Raw genomic sequence first — 25,744 nt, 5'->3', positions numbered from 1 at the left:
CGTCAGTGCCCGCCGCCGAGCCGCGTCCACGCGGTCTTGGCGAACGCCCGGTCGCACGCGTCCGCCGCGTCGTCGTCCGCCTCCCGCCGGAGGCGACCGGGCAGCGCCGCACCCGGCACCGCGGCCCGCAGCCGGACGCTCGCCCGGACCTGGAACGCGACCCCCGCGGCGGCCAGGCACACCACGGCGACGACGACGCACGTGGCGACCACGGCCAGCGACTCTGCGGACATGCCCGGATGATGGCACCTGCGGCGGCCCGCTGCCAGCCCCCGCCCGCGGCCGAGCGCCTAGCGTGGCGGCATGGCCGACGTCTCCGAGCTCTTCGATCCCGCGCGCTGGACGGCGGTGCCCGGGTTCGAGGACCTGACCGACATCACGTACCACCTGTCGACCGACGGCCGGATCGCCCGCGTCGCCTTCGACCGGCCGGAGGTCCGGAACGCCTTCCGCCCGCAGACCGTCGACGAGCTCGCGCGGGCGCTCGACGACGCGCGCCGGAACACGCGCGTCGGCGTCGTGCTGCTCACCGGCAACGGCCCGAGCCCGAAGGACGGCGGCTGGGCCTTCTGCTCCGGCGGGGATCAGCGCATCCGGGGCCGGGGCGGCTACGAGTACGCGGACGGCTCGGTCGGCGTCGGCCGGCTGCACATCCTCGAGGTGCAGCGGCTGATCCGCACGATGCCGAAGGTCGTCATCGCCGTCGTGCCCGGCTGGGCGGCCGGCGGCGGGCACTCCCTCTACGTCGTCTGCGACCTCGCCCTCGCGAGCGCGGAGCAGGCGCGGTTCAAGCAGACGGACGCCGACGTCGGCTCCTTCGACGGCGGGTACGGCAGCGCCTATCTCGCCCGGCAGGTCGGACAGAAGTTCGCGCGCGAGATCTTCTTCCTCGGCGGCGAGTACGACGCCCGCCGCGCCTACGAGATGGGCGCCGTGAACGCCGTCGTCCCCCACGCGGAACTCGAGACCGTTGCGATCCAGTGGGCCGAGACGATCCTCGGGAAGTCGCCGACCTCGATCCGCATGATCAAGTTCTCGCTGAACGCGATCGACGACGGCCTGATGGGCCAGCAGGTGCTCGCCGGCGAGGCGACGCGCCTCGCCTACGGCACCGACGAGGCGGTCGAGGGCCGGGACGCGTTCCTCGAGAAGCGCGACCCGGACTGGTCGCCCTACCCCTGGCCCTACTGAGCCGGGACCTCCCGCTCCGCCGGCCCGTCGTACGCGGAGAGGGGCCGGATCAGGGCGTTCGCCGCCCGCTGCTCCATCACGTGCGCCGTCCACCCGACGACCCGGGACGCGACGAAGAGCGGGGTGAAGGTCGGGGTGTCGAAGCCGAGGAGGGCGTAGGCGGGCCCGCTCGGGTAGTCGAGGTTCGGCTTGATGCCCTTCCGCTCGTCCATCGCCGTCGCGAGCCGGTCGTAGAGCGCCGCGACCTCGTGGGCGCCGTGCTCGTCGACGAGCCGGTCGAGGGCCGCGCGCATCGTCGGCACGCGGGAGTCGCCGTGCTTGTACACGCGGTGCCCGAAGCCCATGATCTTCCGCTTCGCCGCGAGCGCCTCCCCCAGCCACGCCTCCGCGCGGTCGGCGAAGCCGATCTCGTCGAAGGCGACCATCACGGCCTCGTTCGCACCGCCGTGCAGCGGCCCCTTCAGCGCGCCGACCGCGGCGACGACCGCGGAGTGGAGGTCGGCGAGCGTCGAGGTGACGACGCGGGCCGTGAAGGTGGACGCGTTGAAGGAGTGCTCGGCGTACAGGACCATCGAGATCCGGAACACGTCGGCGGCGACATCGGTCGGCTCCTCGCCGAACGTCGTCCAGAGGAAGTTGCGCGACCAGTCGAGGTCCTCCCGCGGCTCGACCGGCTCCTGACCGCGACGGCGGCGCTGGTCGTAGGCGACCATGCCGGGGATCGCGGCGAGCAGGCGCTCCGCCTTCCGCAGCTCCGCCTCGCGGTCGTCGTCGCCCGCCTCCGGGTCGAGCACCCCGGCGAGGCTGACCGCCGTGCGGAGCACGTCCATCGGGTGGGCGGAGGTCGGCGCCTCGTCGATGACGTGCCGCACGCGCGGGTCGAGCGCGCGGCCGGCCCGCTCCCGCGCCTCGAACGCGGCAAGCTCCTCCGCGGTCGGCAGCTCCCCGTACCAGAGCAGCCAGGCCACCTGCTCGAACGAGCAGCGCTCCGCGAGCTGCTGCACCGGGTACCCGCGGTAGAGCAGCGAGTTCGTCTCCGGGTTGACCTTCGAGATCGCGGTCGTGTCGACGACGACGCCCGCGAGCCCCTTCCTGATCTCCTGATCGGTCATCCGAGCCCTCCTTCGGGCGGTCAGTCCGCGCGGTTGTTCGCGAGGTCGAACGTGGCGACCCCGTCGTCGAACGCCGCGTACGCGGCGTAGTCGACCAGCTCGTACAGCCTGGCCCTCGTCTGCATGGACGGCACCTGGGCGCGGAGCGAGCCGTTCGCGGCGAGGTCGTCGAGCCCGCGCTCGATCGCGCCCATCGCGATCCGGAGCAGCGAGACGGGGAAGATCACCATGTCCACGCCGACGTCCTGCAGCTGCTGCACGGTGAAGAGCTCGCTCTTCCCGAACTCGGTCATGTTCGCGAGGATCGGCACGTCGACGGCGGCGCGCATCGCGGCGAACTCCTCGAGCGAGCCCATCGCCTCCGCGAAGATCGCGTCCGCCCCGGCGCCGGCGAGCGCCTTCGCCCGCTCCGTCGCGGCGGTCAGCCCCTCGACGCCGCGGACGTCCGTCCGCGCCATGATCACGAGGTCCGGGTCGCGCCGGGCGGACACGGCCGCGCGGATGCGGCGCACGGCCGTCGTGGTGTCGACGACGTCCTTCCCGTCGAGGTGCCCGCAGCGCTTCGGGTTCACCTGGTCCTCGATGTGCAGCCCGGCGACGCCGGCGTCCTCGAGCGCCTGCGTCGTCCGCGCCGCGTTCATCGGCTCGCCGAATCCGGTGTCCGCGTCGACGAGCACGGGGAGGTCGGTGGCGCTCGCGGTCTGCGCTGCGCGCAGCGCCACCTCCGTCAGCGTCGTGAGCCCGATGTCGGGCAGCCCGAGCTCGTTCGCCATGACGGCGCCGGAGAGGTAGACGCCCTCGAAGCCCTTCTCCTGGATCAGGCGCGTCGCCAGCGGCGTGAACGCGCCGGGGAAGCGCTGGATCGTGCCGCTCGCGAGGCCGGCGCGGAACGCCTTCCGCTTCTCGTTCGGGGTGCGGGTCGACGACAGCATCAGAACAGTCCCTTCGGCGCGGCCGGGAGGTCCCGCGCGGTCACGGTCAGGCCGGCCAGCTCGTCCGGTCGCAGGCTCGGCAGGCGCTCGGCGACGTCGAGGAAGCGGTCGATCTCGGCCGGGTCGAGCACGCCGTCCGCGAGGGTGCGGAACTTCCGGACGTAGTCGGCGCGGGCGAACGGCCGGGCGCCGAGCGGGTGCGCGTCCGCGACCGCGATCTCCGCGACGACGGTGCCGCCGTCCGCGAGCTCGATCTCGGCGCGGCCGCCGAAGGCCTGCTCGGCCGGGTCGAGCGAGTGGTACCGGCGCGTCCACTCCGGGTCCTCGGCCGTGGTGATCGACCGCCAGAGCGCCACGGTGTCGGGCCGGCCGGCTCGCTCGGGGGCGTAGGACGCGACGTGGTCCCAGCGGCCGTCCTGCAGCGCCACGGCGAAGATGTAGGGCACCGAGTGGTCGAGCGTCTCGCGGCTCGCGGTCGGGTCGTACTTCTGCGGGTCGCCCGCGCCGGAGCCGATCACGACGTGCGTGTGGTGCGAGGTGTGCAGCACGATGCGGCGCACCGCCCCGGGCTCCAGCAGCTCCGCGTGCTCGCTCCGCAGGCGCCGGGCCAGGTCGATCCACGCCTGCGCCTGGTACTCGGCCGAGTGCTCCTTCGTGAAGCTCGCCAGGATCGCCCGCTTCGACTCCCCCGCCGCGGGCAGCGCCACCTCGTAGCGGGCGTCGGGGCCGTCGAGCAGCTGCGCGATCACGCCGTCCTCGCCCTCCCAGATCGGTGCCGGGCTCGTCTGCCCGCGGATCGCGCGGTCGACGGCCTCGATCGCGGCCTTGCCGGCGAACGCCGGGGCCGACGCCTTCCAGGTCGAGATCTCGCCCTTCCGCGACTGCCGCGTCGCGGTCGTGGTGTGGAGGGCCTGGCCGACCGCCTGGTAGATCGTCTCCGCCGGCAGGCCGAGGAGGGTGCCGATGCCGGCCGCCGCGCTCGGTCCGAGGTGCGCGACGTGGTCGATCTTGTGGGCGTGGAGGCTGATCGCCCGCGCCAGGTCGATCTGCACCTCGTACCCCGTCACGATCCCGCGGAGCAGCGCGGCGCCGTCCGACCCCGCGTGCTGGGCTACGGCGAGGATCGGCGGGATGTTGTCGCCGGGGTGCGAGTACTCCGCCGCGAGGAACGTGTCGTGGAAGTCGAGCTCCCGCACCGCGGTGCCGTTCGCCCACGCCGCCCACTCGGGCGAGTACCGGCCGCCGATCCCGAACACCGTCGCGCCCGGTGCGGCGGGGTGCGCCTCCGCCTGCCCCCGCGCGGCGACGACGGGCGCCCGGGAGAGGGACGCCGTCGCGACCGCCGCGTTGTCGATCACGCGGTTCACGACCATCTCCGCGACGTCGTCGTCGATCGGCACCGGGTCGGTCGCGAGCTCCGCGATCCGCTGCGCGAGGTGCTCCTCGCGCGGGAAGGGCTCGTCGCTGCGGTGGGGGCGGACGACGGTGGTCCTCATGCTGCTCCTCGTCGTCGGGGCGCACGGCGGTGGGCGAGCGCGATGGTCGAAGGACTCCATCCTGCCTCCGCGCCGCCGAGCGGATGTCGGACCCCTCCCCTACATTCGGAGACGTGTTCGAGGACGGCGGATGGGCGGGTGACGACCCCTGTTGCGGCGCTCCCGCCGATGCCCGAGCAGCCGGCCTGGCTCGCGGAGGAGCCGTTGCCGGACCTCGAGGTCGTCGCCGGCGACATCGAGGCCTGGCGCGCAGCGCTGCCGCCCGAGGAGCGGTTCGCCGCGGAGTACGGCCGTCCCGCGACCCCGGAGGAGCTCGACCGGTTCGCGCCGGCGTCGACCGAGGTGGCCGAATGGCTCCAGGACGTGGCCGTGCAGACGGCGGCGGTCCGCGCACTCGCGGACGCGCGGCGCATCGAGTCGCTGCTCACCGCCTTCGAGGCGTCGATCGCGGACCTGACGGCCCGGTTCGGCGAGCGGGTCGCCGACCCGGACGGCCTCGGCGGCAGGGCGTTCGCGTCGACGATGGCGCTGCTCACCCGGTCCGACCAGCGCACGGTGCAGCGCGAGGTCCGCGCCGGTCTCGTCCTCCGGGACCGCCTGCCGCGCACGTGGGCCGTGTTCCTGGCCGGCGAGACGACCTGGACGCGGGCGCAGAAGGTGGTCGCGCAGCTCGACGGCCTCGACGAGGAGCACTGGGCGGCGTACGACGAGCACGCGTCGCGCATCGTCGTCGCCTCGCACCGCGTGAAGGCCGACCTGCGGCGGCAGCGGGAGAAGCTGCAGGCGGCCACCGCCGCCGCACGCGCCCGCACGACGTTCGAGCGCCGCACCGTCACCCTCGAGGTCGGCGACGACTCCGGCGCGGCACTCGTCGTCGAGGGCCTCTCGACCACGTGGCTGCCGCGGCAGGAGGCGCTGCAGCGGCTCGCCGTCGCCGCGCACGGCACCGATCCGCAGCATCGGACGGTCGCGCAGCTGCGCCACGACATCGCCGAGCGCGTCTTCGACCTCGGGCTCGCCGCGTTCCAGGAGTCCGCGGCCCGCGGCGCCGAGGTCGTGCCCGCGACGACGAAGGTGCAGGTGCAGCTCGTCCTGACCGTGCCGGTGCTCGGCTGGCTCGGCGTGACGACGGAGCAGGCGGTGCTCCGCGGGCACGGCCCGATCGCGATGGAGCTCGCGAAGTCGCTCGCCGGGTCGGCCACGTCCATGATCCGGGTGATGACGGACCCGGTCACCGGCGTCCGGCTCGCGATGGACCGGACGACGTACCGCCCGCCCGCCGATCTCGCCCGCTGGGTGCGGATCCGGGACGGGCGAACCCGGTTCCCGGGCCGTTCGACGCCGGCGCACCTCGCGGACATCGACCACGCCAGGGAGTGGCAGCACTTCGGCGGGACCGACGACCGGAACCTCATCACGCTCGACCGGGCGAGCCATCTCGCGAAGTCGGCCGGGCTGTACACGGACGAGCTGCAGGACACGGGCGTCGTGAACATCCGCGATCCGTGGGGCCACGTCTTCGAGGACCCGCCGGACGCGCCGATGGATCCCGTGCCGCGCGAGCTGCTGCCGCCACCGGACGGCGACGACGAGTCCTGCCCGTTCTGAACGAGGGAGCCGGTGGTCCGGAGCAGGGGACGGGCGTCAGGCGATGGCGGCGAGGTGCGCGCGGAGGGCTCGGACGACCAGCCGGTGGTCCTCCAGCTGCGGCAGGCCGGACACGGTCGCGGTGCCGACAGGGCCGACGCCTCGCACGATGAGCGGGACGCACCCGCCGGCGGCCGCGAATCGAGCAGGATCGAGCCCGGATGCCTGTTCGAACGTCGTGCCGCGTTCGCGCCAGAGCTGCCCGACGGCCAGCGAGCTCATGCCGAAACGCTCCACGACTCGGACCTTCCTGCGGATCCAATGATCGTTGTCCGCGGACGAGCCCGGAAGTCCCGCGTGGAACAGCTGTTGGCGTCCCCGACGGATGTCGAGGGCGACGGGCAGGCTTCTCGCACGGGCGATCTCGACCATGCGCTGTCCGAGCGCCCACGCGTCGTCGTACGTGAACGAGGGCAGCTGGAGCTCGGCCTCCTCCGTCCGCAGCTCGTCGACCGTCGGAAACGCGTCCATCACTCCGCCTCGACCTCTCCGCCCGCCCCGCTCGGCCTGTCCGATGCAGACTTCCGCGCAGATCCGGCGATCGTCGCACACCTGCCGCTGCACAGCCCTGCACCCGCGCCACCGCGCAGCTCCTGGGAAGTCAACCCCCTGTGCACGGATCGCCGGGCCGGTAGCGTGCTCGTCCGGCGCGGGCGACCGCTCGCGCCGACGCCGGGTGGACCTGGAACCAGGTCCACCCGGCATGGCGCCGCCCTCGCAACGGCGCGAGGGCGGCGCACATCCCTGCCCGCCGCACATCCCTGCCCGCCCCACCACCCGCGGGCCAATCCGATCGAGCGGCGGCTCCGAATGATTCGCGCTGCAGGTCGCTCTGCAGCTCGCCGGCGCGGTGCCGGTACAGCCGAATCGCAGGGTGGTCCGCATGTCGCTCGAGATCCTCGACACGGCGACGGACCTCGATCTCGTCCTCCGCGCCCGGGCCGGTGACGGCCGGGCCTTCGCGCAGCTGCTGCGCCGCCACGGCGCCGCGATGCGCGCGGTCGCCCTCCGCACCACCCGGAACGGCGCCGATGCGGACGACGCCGTCCAGGAGGCGGCCGTGCACGTCTGGCGCAACCTGGCGTCGCTCCGCGATCCCGAGAAGGCGCGGTCGTGGATGCTCCGGATCGCTGCGCGGGAGGCGGTGCGTCGCGTCGTCGGCGCCCGGCAGGAGCACGAGCTCGACGACGACGCGGCGTCGGTCGCCGGACCCGACCTCGCGGTCGACCGCTTCGACCTCCACGCGGGACTCCGGTCGGGGCTGCGCGCGCTGCCCGAGCCGCAGGCGCGCGCCTGGCTCCTGCGCGAGGCGCACGGGCTCAGCTACCGCGAGATCGCGGAACGACTCGACGCGTCCGAGAGCACCGTCCGCGGCTGGCTCGTGCTCGCGCGCAAGCGGATCCAGCGCTCGATCGACGAGTGCTGCCCCACCGCCCGGCCGCGCGCCGTCTCGGTGCGGCTGCCGGTCGGCGGGGACGTGCCGCCGGTGGTCGAGGCCGAGCCGGCGCCCGTCGCGACCGCGCCCGGCCTGACGCCGCGGGCTACCGGGCGCGGATGAGCTTCTTGTTCACGAACTCGTCCGCGCCGAGCAGGCCGAGCTCGCGGCCGGTGCCGCTGCGCTTGACGCCGCCGAACGGCAGCTCGGGGCTGTCGGCCAGCACGAGGTTGACGTAGACCATGCCGGCGTCGATGCGCTCCGCGACCCGGTCGGCCTGCTCCGCGTCCGTCGTGAAGAGGTAGGAGCCGAGACCGAAGCCGGTGCCGTTGGCGATCGCGACCGCCTCGTCCTCGTCCCGGACCCGGTGCAGCACCGCGGCCGGGCCGAACAGCTCCTCGTTCCAGACGTCCATGTCCTCGGTCACGCCCGTGAGCACCGTCGGCTCGAAGTACGCGCCCTGCCGGCCGCCGCCCGTGAGGACGGTCGCGCCCTGCTGCACCGCGCGGGTGATCTGCTCCTCGAGGCGGGCGGCCGCCTGCTCCGACGAGAGCGGACCGAGGACCGCGTCGTCCGCGGTCGGGGGCAGCGCCGGCGTCGCCCGCATCCGCTCCGTGAACGCGGCCGAGAAGTCGTCGAAGAGCTCGTCCACGACGATGAAGCGCTTCGCGCCGTTGCAGGACTGCCCGCTGTTGTCGAGGCGGGCGTCCACCGCGGCCGTCACGACGGCGTCGAGGTCGTCCGTCGAGAGCACGATGAAGGGGTCGGAGCCGCCGAGCTCGAGGACGACCTTCTTCAGGTTGCGTCCGGCCACCTCGGCGACCGCGGCGCCCGCGCGCTCCGAGCCGGTCAGGGAGACGCCCTGCACCCGCCGGTCCGCGATGACGGCCGCGATCTGGTCCTCGGACGCGTAGAGGTTGACGTAGGCGCCCTCCGGCAGGCCGGCGTCGCGGTGGATCTGCTCGATCGCCGCGGCCGAGGACGGGCACTGGGGCGCGTGCTTCAGCAGCACGGTGTTGCCGATGAGCAGGTTCGGCGCCGCGAAGCGGGCCACCTGGTAGTACGGGAAGTTCCAGGGCATCACGCCGAGCAGCACGCCGATCGGGGACTTGCGGATGACCGCCGTGCCGTCGCCGGTGATCTCGATCGGCCGGTCCGCGAGGATCTCCTCCGCGTGGTCGGCGTACCACTCGATGATGTCGGCGGCGAAGTCGACCTCGCCGAGGGCGCCCTCGCGGACCTTGCCCATCTCGCGCACGATCAGGTCGGCGAGGTGCTCGCGGCGCTCGCGGTGCAGTGCGGCGACCCGGCGGAGGGCGTCGGCGCGCTCGGCGACCGGCGTCGTCCGCCAGCCCGCGAAGGCGTCCGCCGCCGAGGCGATCGCCTGCTGGACCTGCTGGTCGTCGAAGCTCGGGTAGGTCTCGACGACCTCGCCGGTGGTCGGGTCGGTCACCGCGTACTGCGTCATGCCGTGGTCTCCAGAGTCGGTGTCGGGGAACGGGTGGAGCGACGCCCGCGCTCGGCCGGCGGACTCGTCGTCGAGCGCGCGGACACCGCCCGGGACGGGCTCGTCCCACCGTAGTTCGCCCGGCGGTCCTCCCGCCGGGCCTTTCTCCCCCGGGTCGCTCCCGCCCCGCGATCGCTCAGCCGACGCCGGCCGTCGGCGTGGCGATCGGTGCCGGGCCGGTCGGCGCCGTCGGTCGCGGCGTGCTCCGCGTGGTCGGCGCGGCGGGGTGCCGCGTCCCGTGCCGGCCCGCGGCGCCGGACGACGCAGGACGGTTCAGCGTCGGCGCCACGGCGCCGAGGTACTGCTGCTCGGGCGCCGGCCAGCTCGTCGCTCCCCCGTACTGCTGATCGATCGCAGTCTGCACGTCCTTGTAGACGCAGTGCCGCTGCACGGAGGCGCTCGACCCGCCGCCCGCGGCGCACTGCCCGAAGTCGACGTCGAAGAGCGACTGCCGGGTGCCGTTGTTGCCGACCCAGACGACGGTGGTCGCCTTGGAGGACGTCCCGTCGGTCCAGGTCTGCACCGCGTTGTCGGTCGTGCCGGTCTTGCCGAACTCGTAGACGCCGTCCGCGGTGTCATCGCCGGCAGCGGTGCCGTACTGGAACACCGTGCGGAGCGCGTACTCCGCGGCGATGGCCACCTGCTCGGGGATGACGCGGTGGCAGCCCGCGGAGGGCACCGCGAGCTGCGACCCGTCGGGCTTCACGACGCTGTCGATCGCGATCGGCGCGCAGTAGACGCCCTTGTTCGCGACGGCCGCGTAGGCGGCCGCCATCGAGACGGGCGAGACGCCGTAGGAGCCGCCGATCACGAACGGCAGGTACATCGTCGGGTGGGTCTCGCCGTCCGCGGGCACGACGCCCAGCTTGAAGGCCAGGTTCTGGATGTCGCAGAGGTCGAGCTGCTGCGCCATCGACGCGAACGCGCCGTTGATCGAGTAGGCGGTCGCCCGGAGCACGCTCGTCCGACCGTTGTACACCGAGGAGTCGTTGTGCACGTTCCAGTCGTGGCCCTCGTACTGCTGACCGCAGGCGGTGAAGTCGCCGGCGGGGATCGTGCGTCCCGTCCCGTTCACGACGTCGTTCAGGGTGTGCCCGGTCTCGAGCCAGTCGAGCAGCGTGAAGAGCTTGTAGGTCGACCCGGGCTGGAATCCGATGCTGTCGCCGAGGACCTCGTTCGCGTTGAAGTTGACGCCGGTGGCCGTGCTGGAGCCGCCGCTCTGCGAGAAGGTCTTGTTCTGGACCATGTCGAGGATGCGGCCGGTGCCGACCTGGACGGAGGTCGCGGAGCTCCCGATCTGGAACTGCGGGGAGGACATCGGGATGTAGGCGTTCTCGGCGGCCTGCGCCTTGCGCTGCACCGCGAGGTTCAGGCTCGTGTAGATCTTCCAGCCCGCCGTCTGCAGGTTGTCGATCCGGTCCTGGTACGTCGCGCCGAAGTGCGGATCGGAGAGGATCGTGTTCACCACGTACTGGCAGAAGAACCCGGCTTCGCCCGATGCCCGGCAGCCGTTCGTCGACTGGGTGATCCGCGGCACGGTCCTCGTCGCGATCGCCGTCGCGTACTGGTCCCGCGTGATCAGGTGCTGCTTCACCTCCACGCCGAGGATGTAGTTCCGCCGCACGGTGTTCGCCGCGATGTTCCCGGGGATGTCGAGGCGCAGGACCTGCGGGTTGTTGACGATGGCGACCAGGCTCGCGGCCTGCGCGATCGTCAGCTTCGCCGCGGTGGTGTCGTAGTAGTAGTGCGCCGCGGACTCGATGCCGTAGATCTGCCCGCCGAAGCCGGCGATGTTCAGGTAGGCGAGCAGGATCTGCTGCTTCGAGTACTCCTTCTCGACCCCGATCGCGTAGCGCGCCTCCTGCAGCTTGCGCGCGATCGACGGGCTGACGCAGACGTCGTAGGCCTTCTTGACCGCGGCGGCGGTCGACAGGTTCTCCGCCTCCTGCACGCAGACGTTCTTCACGTACTGCTGCGTGATCGTCGACGCGCCCTGCAACGGGTGGCCGAGCGCGTCGCCGATCGCGGCGCGGACCATGCCGAGCGGGTCGACGGCGCCGTGCTGCCAGTACCGGACGTCCTCCCCGGCGACGGTCGCGTTCTTCACCACGTCCGACAACTGCGACCAGGTGATCACGTCCCGGTTCTGCGCGTAGAACGACGCGATCTTCACCTCCTTCGAGCCGTCCTTCGCGAAGATCTGGGTCTTCTGATCGGGCGGCTTGATCTCGAGGTCGCTCGGGAGGTGCTGGAACAGCCCGATCCCCTGGCTCGCCGCGCTCCCGGTCAGCGCCACCGCCGGCGTCACGGAGACCGCGATCATCACGCCGGCGATCACGGCGACCGCCAGGATGCCGAGCAGTGCCGAGAGCCGGGAGCCGGACTGCGGACGACGACGAAAGGATGCATCCACGGGATCCACCATCGCCGCAGCCGATGTGCACGAGTGCCCGACCGGCGCCAGGAGGGCCTCCTGTCCAGGGCGGGTTCAGACTCGGGCGGGCAGCGGGGTCGCACCGCCCGTCGCGCGCGGGTTCGGAAGACTGTCAGCATGTCCATCCCGGCGGAGGCGCTGCTCGTCGGCCCTCGCGGCCGGCGGCTCTGCCTCTCGGTCGCCTGCGCGCTTCACGAGTCGGTCTGGTCCGCGTGGCTCGAGGCGGCCCGGCATCCGAGCGACAGGCGCGCGCACGCCGACCTCGTCGCGGTCCTCCACGACGTCGACCCGACCCCGGTCCGGTCATGGGCATCGGTCGAGTCCTTCACCGGCCCGGTCGGGGACGGCGTCGACGCGGCGATGTACTGGCAGCCGCCCGACGACCAGGACGTCGTCGCGGCGCGGCCCGACGTCGTGGACGCCCTGCGCCCGATCGCCGCCGCCGTCGCGGCCGCGCCCGGCGCTGCGTGGTGGAGCGCTCCGCTGGATCGCGAGCACCAGCGGTACGCGGACCTCCACGACCCGGGTGTCGCCGCCGATCCGGCCGACGCCGACCCGCCGGGCGTGCAGCTCGCCGCCTGGCGGGCGAGGACGGTCGAGGACGACGTCCGAGCCCGGGCGACGCGACCGCAGGACCCGGCAGCGAACCACGGCGGCGAGTGGTGGTCGGTGCCGGCCTCGAGCGGCCTCTTCCGGACGACCCGCGCGCTCCCCGCCTCCGGATCCGTCCGGCTGCTCTGGGAGGAGGACGGCCTCGGCCAGGAGGAGGCGACCCTCTGGGCGGTGCACCTCACGCGGTCGCCCCGGGTGTACGAGGTCGACGGGCCGGCCGCGTGGGTCGAGCTCGTCCGCCGGTATCCGTTGGACGTCAGCTGGGGGCGGCGGCACGACTGGTTCAAGGTCACCGGCCGCGTGGGCACCTGGCTGATCCCCGACTGGCGGGCCGTGGGGCAGGACTGGGACGCCGTGCACCTCACGGTGCTCGGCTACCTCGGCACGGCCACGCGGGCGCTCCCCCTCGACGACGACGCGGCCACGCTGCTCGGCGGCTTCAGCCCCGACGAGACCTACTGGCTGACCGACGCCGTCGAGGTGGACCTCACCCGACCGGAGCACTGGACGATGACGGTCGGCGCCGGGACCGCCGACGTCGAATGGCAGAACCGCGCGGCCGAGTAGCGGCGCGCTGCACGTCGCCTGCGGTTCAGTCGAACAGCGTCGGGTGCAGGAGGCGGACGGACGCGGCGAGCCGGGTCCCGAGGTAGGCGTGCCCCTCGACGGTCGGGTGGTGGTTGTCGGGGTCGATCACGGCGTCCGCGAGCGCCGACGGGATCCAGTCGCGCTGCAGCATCGAGACGTAGCGGAGGCCGGCCGCGTGGGCCGCCGCCTCGAGCGTCGTGTCCACGGTCCGCTGCCGGTCGGTGACGGGCTCGGGGTCGGGCCCCGGCCCGAGCACGAGGAGGCGCGCGGCGGGGAACCGGCCCCGGAGCACCCGGTACGTCTCCCGCGCGTTCGCCGTGATCGCGTCGAGCGACTGGTGGTCGTCGTTGCTGCCGCCCTGCACCACGACGAGCCGGGGCGAGCCGGCCGCTTTCCTCGCGCGCTGCAGGTAGTTCTCGTGCCCGGCGGTGTTGACGTACCCGGTGCCGGAGACCGCGTCGACGTGGATGCCCATGCGCAGCACCTCCGCGGCGACCTGGCCGAGCGCCCTGGCCGGGTCGGCATGGAGGCCGGCGGCCCAGGAGTCGCCGATGAGGTACATGCCGCCGTTCGAGGGGTGGGGCTTCGCGGGCGGCGTCACGGCCGCAGCGGTGAGGAGGGCGACCGCGCCGAAGGCACCGACGAGCGAGGCGCGGCGGGAGACGCCGCCGACGTGCGTGACCTGATCCACGACCGCATCGTCGAATCGGAGGTGGTGGAGTCGATCGAGACGGGCTTGGAACGCGCTGAACCGCGCGGACGCGGTCAGGTCCGTTGCAGGGGCCATCGACGCGAACACGGGTTCCATCAGGGGTCGAAGCGGATTCTCGACCGCGTGTCGCACGATGGGACGGCGGCCGGGCCCCCGGCTGCGCAGGAGGCACGGCCAGGAGGCGGCACGGTGAGCACGACGGAACAGCAGCGCGACGCGGCGAGCGGTCACGGCAGTCCCCACGACCTGATGTCGCCCGAGGTGAACGTGCAGCGGATCATGAGGACCGGCACCGTCTGGTTCACGGCCGCCGTCGGCACGGTCGGGGTGTTCCTCGGCCTGCTGCTCGCGTCGGGCTGGCGCCCGAGTCAGCTCGCGGCGCCGGACCAGTTCCTCTGGTGGATCGGCTCGCTCGCGGTCGTGCTCAGCATCGGCCTGCTCGGCTGGTCCGGCTGCCCGATCCTCGAGGTGGACGTCCCGACCGCCGATCGCAACAAGACGCGCACCATGCAGTGGGGCACGGCCCTGTTCATCGCCGGTGGCGCGATCGCCGTCGCCGCCCTGCTGCTCGGCCCCGCGCACTGACGATCACCGATTCCTCCGGGATCGATCAGAAGGGGGTGTTCTCCGCCTGGTCGATGGTGCGGATGCGGAAGGCGGTCTTCATCTTCTGGACCCCGCCCCATTTGTTCCGCCACTGCGGCACCCCGTCCTCGCCGATGACCACGTCGGCGAACCCCGCGTCTTTGGCGAGGTGACTTCGCCGGCAGAGGACCTGGAGGTTCTGGTGCCGGGTCCGGCCGTCGTGCTCGAACCGCTGCACGTGATCGATGTCCGCCCGGTGGGCGGGCAGCCCGCATCCGCACCCGCAGGTGGGTTGCCGGAGGTGCAGGAGCCGCTTGAGCCCGGCCGGGATGTACCGCTCGTGCGAGTCGAACTTGAGGATCACGTCCTCCACCGGGTCCACGACCGCGCGGGTCCAGGTCGCGGTGTGCGTGACGAGCATCCGGGCGGTTTCGGCATCGATCGACCCCATCCCGGCGACCTTCGCCGGCGCGTCGCCCGCACCGGTGGCGGTGTCAGCGGGGATCAGGACGGTGATCGTCGCATCGATCAGCTTCCGAGTCCCATCCCCGGTCTCGCCGGTCTCGGTCGTCTCGCCGAGGCGCTCGAACGGATACGACGGGCCACCCTCGCCTGTGCTGCGCATGGTCCCGGTCAGGACCGCGTCGATGGCGAGGTCGGCCATCAACGCGCCCAGGGTGCGGCACTCGCCCTCCCGCCCGTGCGCCGCGACCGCGTGCTTGCGGATCCGGTCGTACGCCGCCGCGATGTCGACCGCGGTCGAGTGGATCTCCAGCACCCCCTGCCCATCCCTGGTCGCCCGCGCCCGCACCGTGCGCCGGTTGGTCGCCTCGACGTGCTGCTCGGTCGTCAGCTCCGGCTCCAACTCGTCACGGAGGTCGGCCAGCTGCCGCTCAACCGCGGTCGCCCGCTCCGCCTGCACCAGTCCCGCCGCCCGCTCGTCGAACACCGGGAAGTGCTCGGCTCGGAGCCCGATCGCCAGGGTGCCCGCGGTCACGACGGCGTCCTCCGATGCCAGGCCGGCCTCGAACACCGCCCACGTCTTCGGCAGCGCATCACGCAGCACCCGCGCCGCGTCCAGCCGGCGTTGAATCGCGAAGCGCGTCACCCGCAGCTCGTTCGCCTGATGCAGCAGGAACCCCGACACCACCGGATCATCCGGACGCGGCACCTCCCCGGTCTGCTCCTGCTCCTCCAGCAGCATCCCCTCGAACCCGGCGAGCATCAACCGCAACCGCACCGCGGCCGCCATGTTCACCATCCGATCCGCCTGCTGCAACGACTTCGTGAACAGCGCCTCGCGCGCGTCCAACTGGGCGAACGGGTCCTCCGGCGGTGGGTCGCCGCCCCCATCAACGGGTTCCAACATGCCCACATCCCACCACGCCCCACCGACAGCGGTTCGAACACGACTACGAAACTCGAGCAGCGATTCCGCGCCGTCCTCACGCAGCGATGCGACCGGCCGGCGCCTCCACGGGCACGACGGCGACCGGGCGCGACATCCGGCCGATGACCCCGCGCAGCGCCGAGGCCGTCGCGGCGCCCGGGGTCCCGGGGAGGACGACGAGCTCGGCCGCTGCGATCGACGGCTCGGCACCGCCGGCGCCGCCGTGATCGAGCTCGGTCTCGACCACGAGGCCGGGGCGGGTGGCCCGCAGCCGCTCCGCCGCCTCGTCGAGGCGCCGTGCATCCTGCGGGCCGGGCCATCGCACGACGCCCTCGCGCCGCACGGGGATGCCGATCGCGGCGGCGAGGACGCGGCGGCGGAGCAGCAGGAGCGGCGTGTCCGCGGCCTCGGCCTCGTCCGCCGCCCGAGCGAGCACCGGCTCGTCCTCGTCGACGTCCTGCACCGCGGCGACGACGGGTCCGTCGCCGGGGTACCACGTGACCGGGACGAGCAGGGTCGGCGTCCTGCGGGACGGCTCGGGACGGCGCGGCTCGGCCGCGATCGGCAGGTGCTGCCAGACGAGGGCGCGGTTGCAGCCGACGACGAGCAGATCGGCATGCTCCGCCGCCCCGAGCAGGGCAGCCCGGACGTCCCCGTCCAGCACGGAGCGGTCGATCGGCACCCCGGCCAGCCGCGCCCGGAGGAAGTCCCCCATCCGTTCGGCGATGTGACCGGCGATCGGCTCCGGCACGCCGTACGCCCGCCCGATCCGGGCCCGGCTCTCGACCACGGCGACCTCCACCGCGATCGGCGCCCGCGCCGCGCGGCGCGCGAGCCATTCCGCCGACGCGACCGTGCCGCCCGCGTCGTCCGCGGCGAGCAGGATGCGTTCGACCTGTGTCGCCGTCCCGCCGGGTCGGATCAGGGTCTCGGCCGTCGCCGTCATCTCGCTCCTCGCGCCTCTCTCCGGTGATCGCCCGGCAGCCTCGGAAGCCCGGACCCGCGGAGCCAGGGCCGTTCGTCCCTGTGCTCCCGCCCGCGTTCCGATCACGCGCCCGCCGTCGTCATCTCGGCCTGTCGCGTCCGCGGCGGCGTCGTGGTCGCGGGCACGACGAGCACCGGTGAGGAGGCGTGCTCCGCCACCGCGAGGGCGACGGAGCCGAGGAGCGCGCCGGCGAACTCGCGTCTCGAGCTGCGGCCGACGACGACGAGCGCCGCGCTCCGGCTCGCCTCGACGAGGACCCGCGCCGCAGGACCCTCGCGGACGTCGACGTGCAGGCGGGGCGGACGCCCGTCCGGGAACGCCGCGGCGACGTCGCGCGCGGCCCGGTCCATCGCCTCGGTGCGGAGCCGCGCGCGGAAGTCGACGCGGGGGTCCACGAACACGGTGGTGTCCTCCCAGCCCGCGAGGACGTCGAGCTCGGCGCGCATCCGCGCGGCCGCCACGGCGGCCGTCCGGATCACCGCGGCGCCCTCGGCGCTGCCGCCGTCGCCGACCACGACCCGACCGCCGATGACGCCGTCCTCCACCGCGGGCGGGACGTCGCCGTCGTGCATCACGAGCACGGGGCAGTTCGCGTGCGCGGCGACGCCCATGCTGACCGACCCCATCAGCAGGCCGGTGAACCCGCCGAGCCCGCGGCTGCCGACGACGACAAGCACGGCGTCGGCCGCCTGCTCGACGAGGACGGAGGCCGGGCGACCGCCGCGCACCACGGTGTCGACGGGGACGCTGCACCGACCGTGGAACGCGTGCACCAGGGCGTCGTGCAGGACGTCGCGCGCCGCGATCTCCAGGTCCGGCGTGATCAGGAGCGCCTCCGGCACCGCCGTCGGGACCGTCCAGGCGCAGACCGCCACGAGCGTGCCGCCGTGGATCGCCGCCGCCCACTCGCCGGCCCGGAGCGCCGCGATGCTGTCCCGCGACCCGTCGACGCCCACCACGACGCGCGGACCGCGGCCGGCGACCGGGCGGCCGGTCCCGGTGCCCTCGTCCATGGCCGGAGCGTCCGCCGGCCGGCGACCGCTGCGCAGAGGACAAGGTCCCGCCGGTCGACCGCGTCCGGTTCCGGGACTTTGGTCCGTAGGGCGTCGCCGCACCGTCCGGCGAGGGTGGCGCCATGGATCAGCGCGTCATGGACCTGCAGGATGCTCGGACGGTCCGGTCGGCGCGGGTGGCGCTCTCCCGGGTCCGCGGTGCGGACGGCGTGCAGGTCGAGGTCGACGGCGGCGTCGCCCGCCTGCACGGCGCGGTGCCGAGCGGCCTCGCGCGCTCCGGGGCGATCACCGCGGTCCGCGGCGTGCCCGGGGTGCGCGCGGTCGACGACGGCCTGCGGCTCGAAGCCGACGGAACCGAGCCGGACGACCAGCGGATCGCGACCGACGCCGAGACCGTGCTGCGCGCGCTCGGCCCCGAGTTCGACGGCGTGCGGGTGGACGTGGACGCGGGGGTCGTCGTGCTGGACGGGCTCCTCGACGGGCACGCGCTGCGGATCGTCGCGGTCGCCGCCGTGCGCCGCGTCCCCGGCGTGCGGGACGTGCTGAGCGGCATCGTGCTGCGGACGCATCCGGCTGCCGGCCGCCTCCGCCGGGTCCGGTGACGACCGCTGCTTCACGCGGCGAGCACGACCGCGACCGCGGGGCCCATGAGCAGGGTCGGGACCGCGGCCCGCCGGAGGACCACCCGCGCGGTCGACCCGAGCAGGGCCGCCACCGGCAGGGCGCCGGAGTGCCGCCCGAGCACGACCAGCGACGCGTCCGCGCTCTCTCGCGCGATGGCCTCCCCGGCCGGGAGGTGGGCGAGCACCGGGGTCACCGCGAGCGCCGGATGCCGCCGCGACACGATCCCGACCGCCTCGTCGAGCACGACGCGGTGCGCCGACGACAGCTGGTCGGCGGCGCCGGCGGTGAGCGGCATCAGTGCGTCGCCGCCGATCGTCTCGAACCAGGCGTGCACGACGACGAGCGGCTGGTGGCGTCGGATCGCCTCGTCCGCGGCGAGCAGCGCCGCCTCGATGGCGGTGGCGGACCCGTCGACCCCCGTGACGACCCGATCACCCAGCCCGTCGGGCCCGTGGTCGGGCAGCACGACCACCGGGCCCGCGGCGCCGACGGCGACGTGGATCGCGAAGGCGCGCCGCGAGCGGCTGCCGCCGTCCGCGCGGTCCCGGGTGCCGAGCACGAGCACGGCGGTCGGTCCCGGCGCCGCGCGGAGCACGGCGGCCGGCGCTCCGCGAGCGAAGCGGGTGGTCACGACGACGCCGGGGTGCTCGGCGCGCAGCCGCTGCACCTCGAGGTCGAGCGCGGCGCGCGCCGTCGCGCGCTCCGTCGGCCCCGCGGCACGACCCGGCTCCTCCACCTCGAGCAGCACGAGCGTGCCGCGTCCGGCCTGCCGGGCGGCCGCCCATTCGGCGGCCTCCGCCGCGGCGGACGAACCGTCCCACCAGACGATCGCGTCGTCGATCACGGCCGGCCGGCCACGGCGTCGTGCGCGACCCGGCGCCGCGCGGCAGCCGGCAGGTCCTGCGCGCCGGTCAGCAGCACGGGGACGGGACTCCCGGCGAGGACGGCGCGCGCGACGGAGCCGAGCAGCAGCGCCCGGGGCGCGAGGCGCGCGGACCGGCCGAGGAGGACGAGCGAGGCCGCACGCCCGGCGTCGAGCAGCGCCTCCGCCGCCGTGCCGTGCACGAGCCGGGGCTCGATCGGCAGGTCCGGCGCCGCGCTCGCGGCCTCGTCCGCGGCCGCGCCCAGGATCTCGGCGTGCTCGCCGACGGAGATGCCGCTGGCGGCGTCCCCGTCCTCCACGAGCGCCTCCCACGCGTGCACCAGGACGAGCGGCGAGCCGTCGAGCCCGGCGATCGCCGCGGCGCGGAGCAGGGCGGCCCGGGACGACGCGGTGCCGTCGACGCCGACGACGACGGGTCCCGTGCGAGCGGTCGCGCCCTGCGGCACGACGACGACCGGTCCGCGCGCGGCCCGGGCGACGCGCGCGGGCAGCGTCCAGCGCACGTCGTGCGCGCCCGCTCCGCCGCCGAGCACGAGCAGCACGTCGCGACCGGTGCGGCGCACCAGCTCCCGCTCGACGTCGCCGCGGGTGAACTCGCCGAGCAGGCGGAGCCGCGGCCGCTCCCGCTGCAGCTCGTCGACCGCCTCCTGCAGCTCGACGCGCGGGATCGACCGCCCGAACCGGTCCAGCGGCTCGTGGTCGAGCACGCGGAGCAGACGGTGGCGCGCACCGAGCTCGCGATCGAGGGCCCAGTCCGCGGCCTCGCGGGCCGAGGGCCCCGCATCCCAGCCGATCACGACGTCTTCGAACACGCGGCGTCCTCCGTTCGGCGATCACGCTCGGCGGGGATCCGCCCGTCCGGGAGGGCAGAAGGTCCCGTCGCGCACGGTCCGAAGGTCCCGCTCGCGGTGCGGTGCCGCGGCCTAGCCTGCGGCGCACGGGACGGGAGGTGCACCGATGGCGAAGGGCAGCGTGCAGGGCGCGGGAACGGTCGGAGCGGTGTCGCTCGTGACGTTCGTCGGGGCGCTCGTGTACTTCCTCGGCCGGGCGACGGACTTCTGGAGCGTCGTGCTGGCGATCCTCGAGGCGATGGTCTGGCCCGCGATCCTCGTGTTCCACGCGCTGAGCGCGCTGCACGCCTGATCGCGGAGGCGGCGACCGGCGCCCCGGGCGAAAGACCCTGGCCCTCCCGCTCCCGCGTCGCACGCTCGGAGCATGACGACGATCGATGCGGGCTTCCTCGCCGAGCGGTACGCCGCCGAGCGGCTGAGCGACGAGGACCGGGAGGAGGCCGTGTCCGCCCTCCGGCGGGAGCAGGCCGAGGGACGGCTGACGGAGGACGAGCTGGACGACCGGCTCGTGCAGGCGAGGACGGCGCGCACCCGCGGCGACCTCGCGCCGTGCTTCGCGGACCTGCCGGAGTCGCGGGTCGCCCGGGAGGACGTGCCGACGCCCGCGCGCACGTCCGCCTGGCTCGTGATGGCGCTCTCCCCCTTCGCGGCCGTGATCCTGTTCTTCGCGACCGGCTTCCTGATCAGCGGCGGCTTCGCCTGGTCCTGGCTGTGGTTCCTGCTGATCCCCGTCGCCGGCATCGTCGGCGTCGCCCTGCGCGGCGGCCCGCGGCAGTGACCGGCGATCGGTATCGCGACCGGGTGGACGCGGGACGTCGGCTCGCGGACGCGCTCCTCGACGAGCCGGTCGACGACGCGGTCGTCCTGGGGCTCCCCCGCGGCGGCGTGGTCGTCGCGACCGAGGTGGCCCGGCGGCTCGGCGCGCCGCTCGACGTCGTCGTCGTGCGGAAGCTCGGGCTGCCGACCGCGCCGGAGGTGGCGATGGGCGCGATCGGCGAGGGCGGCGTCCGACTGCTCGACCTCGACCTCGTGCGCCGGTGCGGGGTCACCGCGGAGGAGGTCGCGGAGGTCGAACGCGTCGAGCAGGCCCTGCTCGACCTCCGCCTGCAGCGGTTCCGGAACGGGCCGCTGCCCGACCTGCAGCACCGCACCGCGCTCCTCGTCGACGACGGCATCGCCACCGGGGCGACCGCCGCGGCCGCGTGCGAGGTCGTGCGCCGCGCCGGGGCGGCCCGGGTCGTGCTCGCAGCGCCGGTCGGGGCGCGGCGCGTCGTCGCGGCGCTCCGCGGGCCGGACGTGGTGGTCTGCCCGCTGCAGCCCGACCCGTTCGACGCGGTCGGCCGCTGGTACGGCCGGTTCGACGAGGTGACCGACGCGGACGTGGTGCGGCTGCTGCGCGCGGCCCGCGAGCACGCCGGGGTGCCGACGTGAGCGCCGGCGGCGCCGACGCCCTCCATGCGGAGATCCGCGGCCGCTCCCGCCCGCTGCGCGGTCCGGCCGACCTCGACCCGGTCGTGGACCTGGCCCGGCACCGCCGCTTCGTCGCGATCGGCGAGGCCAGCCACGGCACCCACGAGTACTACGAGCAGCGCGCCGCGCTCACCCGCCGACTCGTCGAGGAGTGCGGGGTGTCGTGGATCGCCGTCGAGGGCGACTGGCCGGACTGCTGGCGCGTCGACCGGTGGGTGCGCGGACTCGCGGAGCCGGAGGCCGACGCGGCGCGCGTGCTCTCGGGCATCCGGCGGTGGCCGACCTGGCTCTGGGCGAACGCGGAGACGGCCGCCTTCCTCGACCGGCTGCGCGCCTGGAACGCGGTCCGGCCCCCGGAGCAGCGAACCGGCTTCGTCGGCCTCGACCTCTACTCCCTCTGGGACTCGCTCGCGCGCGTCATCGGCTGGCTCGACGAGCACCGACCGGAGGCCCTGCCGGAGGCGATGGAGGCGTGGCGCTGCTTCGCGCCGTTCTCCGAGGACCCGCAGCGCTACGCGTGGAGCACCCGGCTGGTGCCGACGTCGTGCGAGACGGACGTGGTCGACCTGCTCGTCGCCGTGCGCGGCGCGACCGCGCACGACGGGGACGACGCCTTCGACGCGGCGCAGAACGCGGAGATCGTCTCCCGCGCCGAGCGCTACTACCGCGCGATGGTGCGGACCGACCGGGCGTCCTGGAACATCCGCGACGTGCACATGGCGGAGACCGTCGACCGGCTCGCGCGGCGCACCGGCCCGGCGGCGCGCGGCGTGATCTGGGCGCACAACACCCACGTCGGCGACGCGCGCGCGACGTCGATGGCGGATCAGGGGCTGCTGAACCTCGGCCAGCTGCTCCGGCAGCGGCACGATCCCGGGCAGGTGCTCCTCGTCGGGATCGCGGGGCACCGCGGCGAGGTGCTCGCGGCGCGCGGCTGGGGCCTGCCGGAGGAGCGGATGCCGGTGCCGCCCGGACGTCGCGGGGACCACGAGGCGCTGCTCCACGACGCGCTCGGCGGCGACGCGGTGATCGACCTGCGCCGCGGTGCACCGGGGCCGTGGAGCCGGACGCGACTCGGCATGCGCGCGATCGGGGTCGTGCACGAGCCGCGCGAGGACGGCGGGTACGTGCCGACCGTGATGGGGGCGCGGTACGACGCGCTGCTGTGGGTCGAGGGCACGACCGCCCTCCGGCCGCTCCATCACGAGCCGCCGCCGGTCGAGCCGGAGCTGGAGACCGCGCCGTCCGGCGTCTGAGGCCGGATCAGCGGCCGAGGACGTCGCCCGGCGCGGTGCGCCGCACCGGACGGTGCTCGGCCGGCTCGGTCCGCACGCCGTCGGTCGGCACGACGAGCACCGGGCACGCCGCCCGGGCGGCGACGACGACGGCCGTCGAGCGGCGGCGGGCCCGTGACCCGCCGGCCGATCGCCCGACGACGACGAGGTCGGCGGACGCGGACTCGCGCACGAGCACCGACGCCGCCGAGCCCGCGGGCGCCGCGCCGCGCCGATGCCGCGGCTGGTCCTGCCCGAGCGCGAGCAGGTGGGCGAGCACCTCCGCCTCCGCGGACGCGACCGGGTCGAGCGACCGGAGCAGCGGTAGCGACCGCAGCGGGAGCACCGAGCCGATCGACCAGGCCCGGGCGCGGACGACGAGCAGCTCGCCGTCGGACCAGCGGGCCGCGGCCGCAGCCGCCGCGGTCGCCGCCCACGCTCGCGACGCCGTGCCGGCGCCGAGCACGACCCGGCGGTGCAGCCGCTCGACCGGCCGCACGACGAGAACGGGGCACCGCGCACGCCGGACGCAGCCGGCCGCGACGTCGCCGAGCCCCTCGTGCCCGAACGGCCGGGCGTGGTCGCCCACCACCAGCAGGTCCGCGTCCTCGCTCGCGGCGACGAGCTGCTGGACCGGGTCGCCGAGGCGGACGCGCGGTTCGACCTCGACCGCACCCGGCACGACGCCGTCGCGGACGGCAGCCGTGAGCCGGGCGCCGACGGACGGCCCGTCCGCACGGCGGCGCGGACCGACGGCGACCGGGACGAGGACCCCGGACGATGCGACCGCGACCCACTCGGCAGCGCGGAGGACGGCCTCCGCCGCAGGCCCGACGGGCACGGCGGCGACGACCCGGCCGCCGTCGCGGACGAGGCCGATCCCGGACGTGCGCACGTCGGGATCCTCCCCGGGTCGTCGGCGACGCTGGAGTGGCGAAGGTCCCCGCGCCGGCGCAGGACCTTCGCCCGTCGTCGCCGGCGGCTGCGCCGGGTCGGATGGCGCGGGACGGAGGAGGACGCATGACGCGGCGGGTGCACTGGCAGGACCTGAACCCCCGACGGCGGGCGGCGATCGTCGTCGGCGCCGCGGCGGAGCTCGCGCTCACCGCGACGGCGGCCGTCCGGCTCGTCCGCACGCCGGCCGAGCGCCTCCGCGGCTCCCGCGCGGCCTGGATCGGGCTGCTCGTCGTGCAGCCGATCGGTCCGGTGCTCGTGCTGGCGCTCGCCCGCCGCCGCTGACGATCGGCGGCGCCGCCGGACCCGTGAGGGCGCCGGACGCCGTCGGGCGGCCGCTCAGTGCAGGGCGACCTGCACGGCGACGACGAAGCGGTGGACACCGGCCTCGATCCGCTCCACCTCGACGACCCGCACCCGCGGCGCACCGCCGCCCTCGTCGGGCCCGCCGACGCCGACGCCGACGGTGACGACCCCTTCGGAGTCCCCGACGCGGACGAGGTCCCGCAGCACGTCGCCCCGGAGCGGCCGCGTCGGCGCCGCGACGACGGTGGACGCGCCGTCCTCCCCGTGCGCCTGGGCGTCCCGGAATGTGATCCGCAGCGCCCGGTCCCCGCGGACCGGCAGCCGACGCCCCGACGGGTCCGCGACGAGGTCGTCGGCGGCGACGTACCGGATGTCGGAGCCCGGCATGGCGCCGGTGAACCGGAACGACAGCTGCTCGTACCCCTCGGCGTGGTGCAGCCCGAACCCGATCGAGCGCAGGCACGGCAGCGGGGGCGCCGGTGGCGGAGCGATCGGCGGGACGATCCGGTGCGTCGTCCTGAACGGCGCCGCGGCGGTCGGCACGCCCCACCCGTGCGTGATGTGCGATCGCAGCACCGTCGGGCCGCCTCCGGTCGGCGTCGCGCCGCCGGACGGCGACGGCGCGGCGGTCGTCGGCGCCGGCGTCGCCGTGGTCGGCACGGCGACCGTGCGCGTGACCGTCGGCCGCGGCGCCGCGCCCCCGCAGCCCGCGAGGGCGACGACGAGCACCGACGCCGACAGGACGCCGACGAGCGCCCGTGGGACCGCTCCGCCGCGCCCGCGCATCCTCGGCCTCCGATCCCCTCGCGGGCGATCGTGCGCGTCGCCGACGGCGGCGAGCAGAGCCCAAGGTCCGGCGCCCCGACGGCGAGCGGGACCATCGGCCGTGTCGCGCCCCGCTCGGGTCCGGACGATGTCGGGCACGGAGCGGCGAGCAGCGGAGGAGCAGGAGCCATGGCGCGGACCTCGGTGGTGACGGGAGCGGCGAGCGGGATCGGGGCGGCGACGCTGCGGCTGCTGAGCGAGCGCGGCGAGCGCGTGATCGGGGTCGACCTGCACGACGTCGAGGTCGAGGCGGACCTCTCGACGGCGGAGGGCCGCGACCGGATGGTGACCGAGGTCGCGCACCGTGCGGGCGGCCACCTCGACGCGATCATCGCGAACGCCGGATCGGCCGCGCCGACGGCGAGGACGGTGTCCGTGAACCACTTCGGCACGATCGCGACCCTCACCCGGCTGCGTCCGCTGCTCGAGGGCTCCTGGGCGCCGCGCGCGGTCCTCACGGCGTCGATGGCCGCGCTCTTCCCGCCGGACGACGCCCTGCTCGCGGCCTGCACCGCCGAGGACGAGCCCGCAGCGCTCGCACGCGCTGCGGAGCTCGAGGCCGAGGGCGGCGACGCCGCGAACCGGATCTACGCGACGACCAAGCGCGCCCTCGTCCGCTGGGTCCGCCGATCGGCGCCGACCGCGGCCTGGGCGGGCGCGGGCATCCCGCTGAACGCCGTCGCCCCCGGCGTCGTCACCACCCCGATGACCGAGGGCCTCACCCGGACCGCGGAGCAGCGGGCGGCACTGCTGAAGATCGTCCCGATGCCGCTGAACGGGTTCCTCCGGCCGATCGACGTCGCGTACCTCCTCGCGTGGGCGACGAGCGAGGAGAACGCGCACCTGTGCGGCCAGATCGTGTTCATCGACGGCGGATCGGACGCGGTGATCCGCGGGGACGCCGCCTGGTGAGGTCCC

27 protein-coding genes are annotated in these 25,744 nt (G+C 74.9%); 12 read left to right on the top strand and 15 right to left on the bottom strand.

The window, feature by feature from the left end:
• Positions 1-2 precede the first annotated feature (2 nt).
• Entirely contained in the window at positions 3-233 is a 231-nt protein-coding gene (locus CLV52_RS09090; protein WP_133766052.1) for a hypothetical protein, read from the bottom strand.
• 70 nt (positions 234-303) lie between these two features.
• Here CLV52_RS09090 and CLV52_RS09085 point away from each other — a divergent pair, with 70 nt between their 5' ends.
• Complete coding sequence (locus CLV52_RS09085) at positions 304-1,191, top strand: 1,4-dihydroxy-2-naphthoyl-CoA synthase (protein WP_133766051.1); 888 nt, start codon at positions 304-306, stop codon at positions 1,189-1,191.
• Here CLV52_RS09085 and CLV52_RS09080 read toward each other — a convergent pair.
• From CLV52_RS09080 to CLV52_RS09070, 3 genes are read right to left on the bottom strand one after another with little or no spacing between them, the layout of a single operon-like run.
• The gene (locus CLV52_RS09080; RefSeq protein ID WP_133766050.1) at positions 1,185-2,303 is read right to left on the bottom strand and encodes a bifunctional 2-methylcitrate synthase/citrate synthase; all 1,119 of its coding nucleotides are present in this window, start codon (positions 2,301-2,303) and stop codon (positions 1,185-1,187) included. The two genes, CLV52_RS09085 and CLV52_RS09080, sit on opposite strands and share 7 nt — an antisense overlap.
• Positions 2,304-2,323: 20 nt before the next feature.
• On the bottom strand, positions 2,324-3,235 hold the full coding sequence (gene prpB, locus CLV52_RS09075; protein WP_133766049.1) for a methylisocitrate lyase: 912 nt from the start codon (positions 3,233-3,235) through the stop codon (positions 2,324-2,326).
• Positions 3,235-4,731, bottom strand: coding sequence for an MmgE/PrpD family protein (locus tag CLV52_RS09070; RefSeq protein WP_133766048.1), 1,497 nt, complete (start codon positions 4,729-4,731; stop codon positions 3,235-3,237). The genes prpB and CLV52_RS09070 overlap by 1 nt, the downstream gene beginning before the upstream one ends.
• A 138-nt stretch (positions 4,732-4,869) precedes the next feature.
• Between CLV52_RS09070 and CLV52_RS09065 the strand changes: the two genes are divergently transcribed.
• Entirely contained in the window at positions 4,870-6,339 is a 1,470-nt protein-coding gene (locus CLV52_RS09065; protein ID WP_162850784.1) for an HNH endonuclease, read from the top strand.
• Positions 6,340-6,375: 36 nt separating this feature from the next.
• Here the strand turns inward: CLV52_RS09065 and CLV52_RS09060 are convergent, their stop codons facing one another.
• Positions 6,376-6,849 carry a heme-degrading domain-containing protein gene (locus tag CLV52_RS09060; RefSeq protein WP_133766046.1) on the bottom strand — a complete coding sequence of 158 codons (474 nt, stop codon included), beginning with the start codon at positions 6,847-6,849 and terminating at the stop codon, positions 6,376-6,378.
• Positions 6,850-7,261: 412 nt separating this feature from the next.
• On the opposite strand from CLV52_RS09060, the gene CLV52_RS09055 reads away from it, so the two are divergent.
• The gene (locus CLV52_RS09055) at positions 7,262-7,936 is read left to right on the top strand and encodes an RNA polymerase sigma factor (RefSeq protein WP_133766045.1); all 675 of its coding nucleotides are present in this window, start codon (positions 7,262-7,264) and stop codon (positions 7,934-7,936) included.
• Here the strand turns inward: CLV52_RS09055 and CLV52_RS09050 are convergent.
• Positions 7,920-9,281 carry an NAD-dependent succinate-semialdehyde dehydrogenase gene (locus CLV52_RS09050; protein WP_133766044.1) on the bottom strand — a complete coding sequence of 454 codons (1,362 nt, stop codon included), beginning with the start codon at positions 9,279-9,281 and terminating at the stop codon, positions 7,920-7,922. The two genes, CLV52_RS09055 and CLV52_RS09050, sit on opposite strands and share 17 nt — an antisense overlap.
• 175 nt (positions 9,282-9,456) lie before the next feature.
• On the bottom strand, positions 9,457-11,733 hold the full coding sequence (locus CLV52_RS09045) for a transglycosylase domain-containing protein (RefSeq protein WP_162850783.1): 2,277 nt from the start codon (positions 11,731-11,733) through the stop codon (positions 9,457-9,459).
• Positions 11,734-11,871: 138 nt separating this feature from the next.
• Here CLV52_RS09045 and CLV52_RS09040 point away from each other — a divergent pair, with 138 nt between their 5' ends.
• Complete coding sequence (locus CLV52_RS09040) at positions 11,872-12,933, top strand: hypothetical protein (protein ID WP_133766042.1); 1,062 nt, start codon at positions 11,872-11,874, stop codon at positions 12,931-12,933.
• A gap of 25 nt (positions 12,934-12,958) precedes the next feature.
• Here CLV52_RS09040 and CLV52_RS09035 read toward each other — a convergent pair whose 3' ends face one another.
• Positions 12,959-13,645, bottom strand: coding sequence for an SGNH/GDSL hydrolase family protein (locus CLV52_RS09035; protein WP_162850782.1), 687 nt, complete (start codon positions 13,643-13,645; stop codon positions 12,959-12,961).
• Between the two features lie 210 nt (positions 13,646-13,855).
• Here CLV52_RS09035 and CLV52_RS09030 point away from each other — a divergent pair, with 210 nt between their 5' ends.
• Positions 13,856-14,251, top strand: coding sequence for a hypothetical protein (locus tag CLV52_RS09030; RefSeq protein WP_133766040.1), 396 nt, complete (start codon positions 13,856-13,858; stop codon positions 14,249-14,251).
• Positions 14,252-14,276: 25 nt separating this feature from the next.
• Here the strand turns inward: CLV52_RS09030 and CLV52_RS09025 are convergent, their stop codons facing one another.
• From CLV52_RS09025 to CLV52_RS09020, 3 genes are all read right to left on the bottom strand, one after another.
• Complete coding sequence (locus CLV52_RS09025; RefSeq protein ID WP_162850781.1) at positions 14,277-15,620, bottom strand: HNH endonuclease; 1,344 nt, start codon at positions 15,618-15,620, stop codon at positions 14,277-14,279.
• Positions 15,621-15,696: 76 nt separating this feature from the next.
• Positions 15,697-16,587, bottom strand: coding sequence for a hypothetical protein (locus CLV52_RS18385; RefSeq protein ID WP_162850780.1), 891 nt, complete (start codon positions 16,585-16,587; stop codon positions 15,697-15,699).
• Positions 16,588-16,688: 101 nt separating this feature from the next.
• Positions 16,689-17,639, bottom strand: a complete 951-nt coding sequence (locus CLV52_RS09020; RefSeq protein WP_133766038.1) for a universal stress protein — start codon at positions 17,637-17,639, stop codon at positions 16,689-16,691.
• A 122-nt stretch (positions 17,640-17,761) separates the two neighbouring features.
• Between CLV52_RS09020 and CLV52_RS09015 the strand changes: the two genes are divergently transcribed.
• Positions 17,762-18,241, top strand: a complete 480-nt coding sequence (locus CLV52_RS09015; protein ID WP_133766037.1) for a BON domain-containing protein — start codon at positions 17,762-17,764, stop codon at positions 18,239-18,241.
• A gap of 11 nt (positions 18,242-18,252) precedes the next feature.
• Here the strand turns inward: CLV52_RS09015 and CLV52_RS09010 are convergent, their stop codons facing one another.
• Together CLV52_RS09010 and CLV52_RS09005 are read right to left on the bottom strand one after the other, a co-directional pair.
• Positions 18,253-19,107: a universal stress protein gene (locus CLV52_RS09010; RefSeq protein WP_133766036.1), complete on the bottom strand. Its 855-nt coding sequence runs from the start codon at positions 19,105-19,107 to the stop codon at positions 18,253-18,255.
• Entirely contained in the window at positions 19,104-19,958 is an 855-nt protein-coding gene (locus CLV52_RS09005; protein ID WP_133766035.1) for a universal stress protein, read from the bottom strand. Before CLV52_RS09005 ends, CLV52_RS09010 begins: the two co-directional genes overlap by 4 nt.
• 145 nt (positions 19,959-20,103) lie before the next feature.
• On the opposite strand from CLV52_RS09005, the gene CLV52_RS09000 reads away from it, so the two are divergent.
• The 4 genes from CLV52_RS09000 (at position 20,104) to CLV52_RS08985 (ending at position 22,723) form a co-directional block, all read left to right on the top strand.
• Positions 20,104-20,289, top strand: a complete 186-nt coding sequence (locus tag CLV52_RS09000) for a hypothetical protein (protein ID WP_133766034.1) — start codon at positions 20,104-20,106, stop codon at positions 20,287-20,289.
• Between the two features lie 72 nt (positions 20,290-20,361).
• A complete protein-coding gene (locus CLV52_RS08995; protein ID WP_133766033.1) occupies positions 20,362-20,775 on the top strand; it encodes a DUF1707 SHOCT-like domain-containing protein in 414 nt (137 codons plus the stop codon).
• A 23-nt stretch (positions 20,776-20,798) separates the two neighbouring features.
• Positions 20,799-21,428 carry a phosphoribosyltransferase gene (locus CLV52_RS08990; RefSeq protein ID WP_246018049.1) on the top strand — a complete coding sequence of 210 codons (630 nt, stop codon included), beginning with the start codon at positions 20,799-20,801 and terminating at the stop codon, positions 21,426-21,428.
• The gene (locus tag CLV52_RS08985; RefSeq protein ID WP_133766031.1) at positions 21,425-22,723 is read left to right on the top strand and encodes an erythromycin esterase family protein; all 1,299 of its coding nucleotides are present in this window, start codon (positions 21,425-21,427) and stop codon (positions 22,721-22,723) included. Before CLV52_RS08990 ends, CLV52_RS08985 begins: the two co-directional genes overlap by 4 nt.
• A 7-nt stretch (positions 22,724-22,730) precedes the next feature.
• Here the strand turns inward: CLV52_RS08985 and CLV52_RS08980 are convergent, their stop codons facing one another.
• Positions 22,731-23,636, bottom strand: a complete 906-nt coding sequence (locus tag CLV52_RS08980; protein WP_133766030.1) for a universal stress protein — start codon at positions 23,634-23,636, stop codon at positions 22,731-22,733.
• A 125-nt stretch (positions 23,637-23,761) separates the two neighbouring features.
• Here CLV52_RS08980 and CLV52_RS08975 point away from each other — a divergent pair, with 125 nt between their 5' ends.
• On the top strand, positions 23,762-23,980 hold the full coding sequence (locus tag CLV52_RS08975; RefSeq protein WP_133766029.1) for a hypothetical protein: 219 nt from the start codon (positions 23,762-23,764) through the stop codon (positions 23,978-23,980).
• A 54-nt stretch (positions 23,981-24,034) separates the two neighbouring features.
• Here CLV52_RS08975 and CLV52_RS08970 read toward each other — a convergent pair whose 3' ends face one another.
• The gene (locus CLV52_RS08970) at positions 24,035-24,787 is read right to left on the bottom strand and encodes an AMIN-like domain-containing (lipo)protein (protein WP_133766028.1); all 753 of its coding nucleotides are present in this window, start codon (positions 24,785-24,787) and stop codon (positions 24,035-24,037) included.
• Positions 24,788-24,955: 168 nt separating this feature from the next.
• Here CLV52_RS08970 and CLV52_RS08965 point away from each other — a divergent pair, with 168 nt between their 5' ends.
• Positions 24,956-25,738, top strand: coding sequence for an SDR family oxidoreductase (locus CLV52_RS08965; protein WP_133766027.1), 783 nt, complete (start codon positions 24,956-24,958; stop codon positions 25,736-25,738).
• The last annotated feature ends 6 nt before the right edge of the window (positions 25,739-25,744 follow it).

Source organism: Amnibacterium kyonggiense, assembly GCF_004364555.1.
GTDB classification, from domain to species: Bacteria; Actinomycetota; Actinomycetes; order Actinomycetales; family Microbacteriaceae; genus Amnibacterium; species Amnibacterium kyonggiense.
This window is presented reverse-complemented; position numbering and strand designations above follow the sequence as displayed.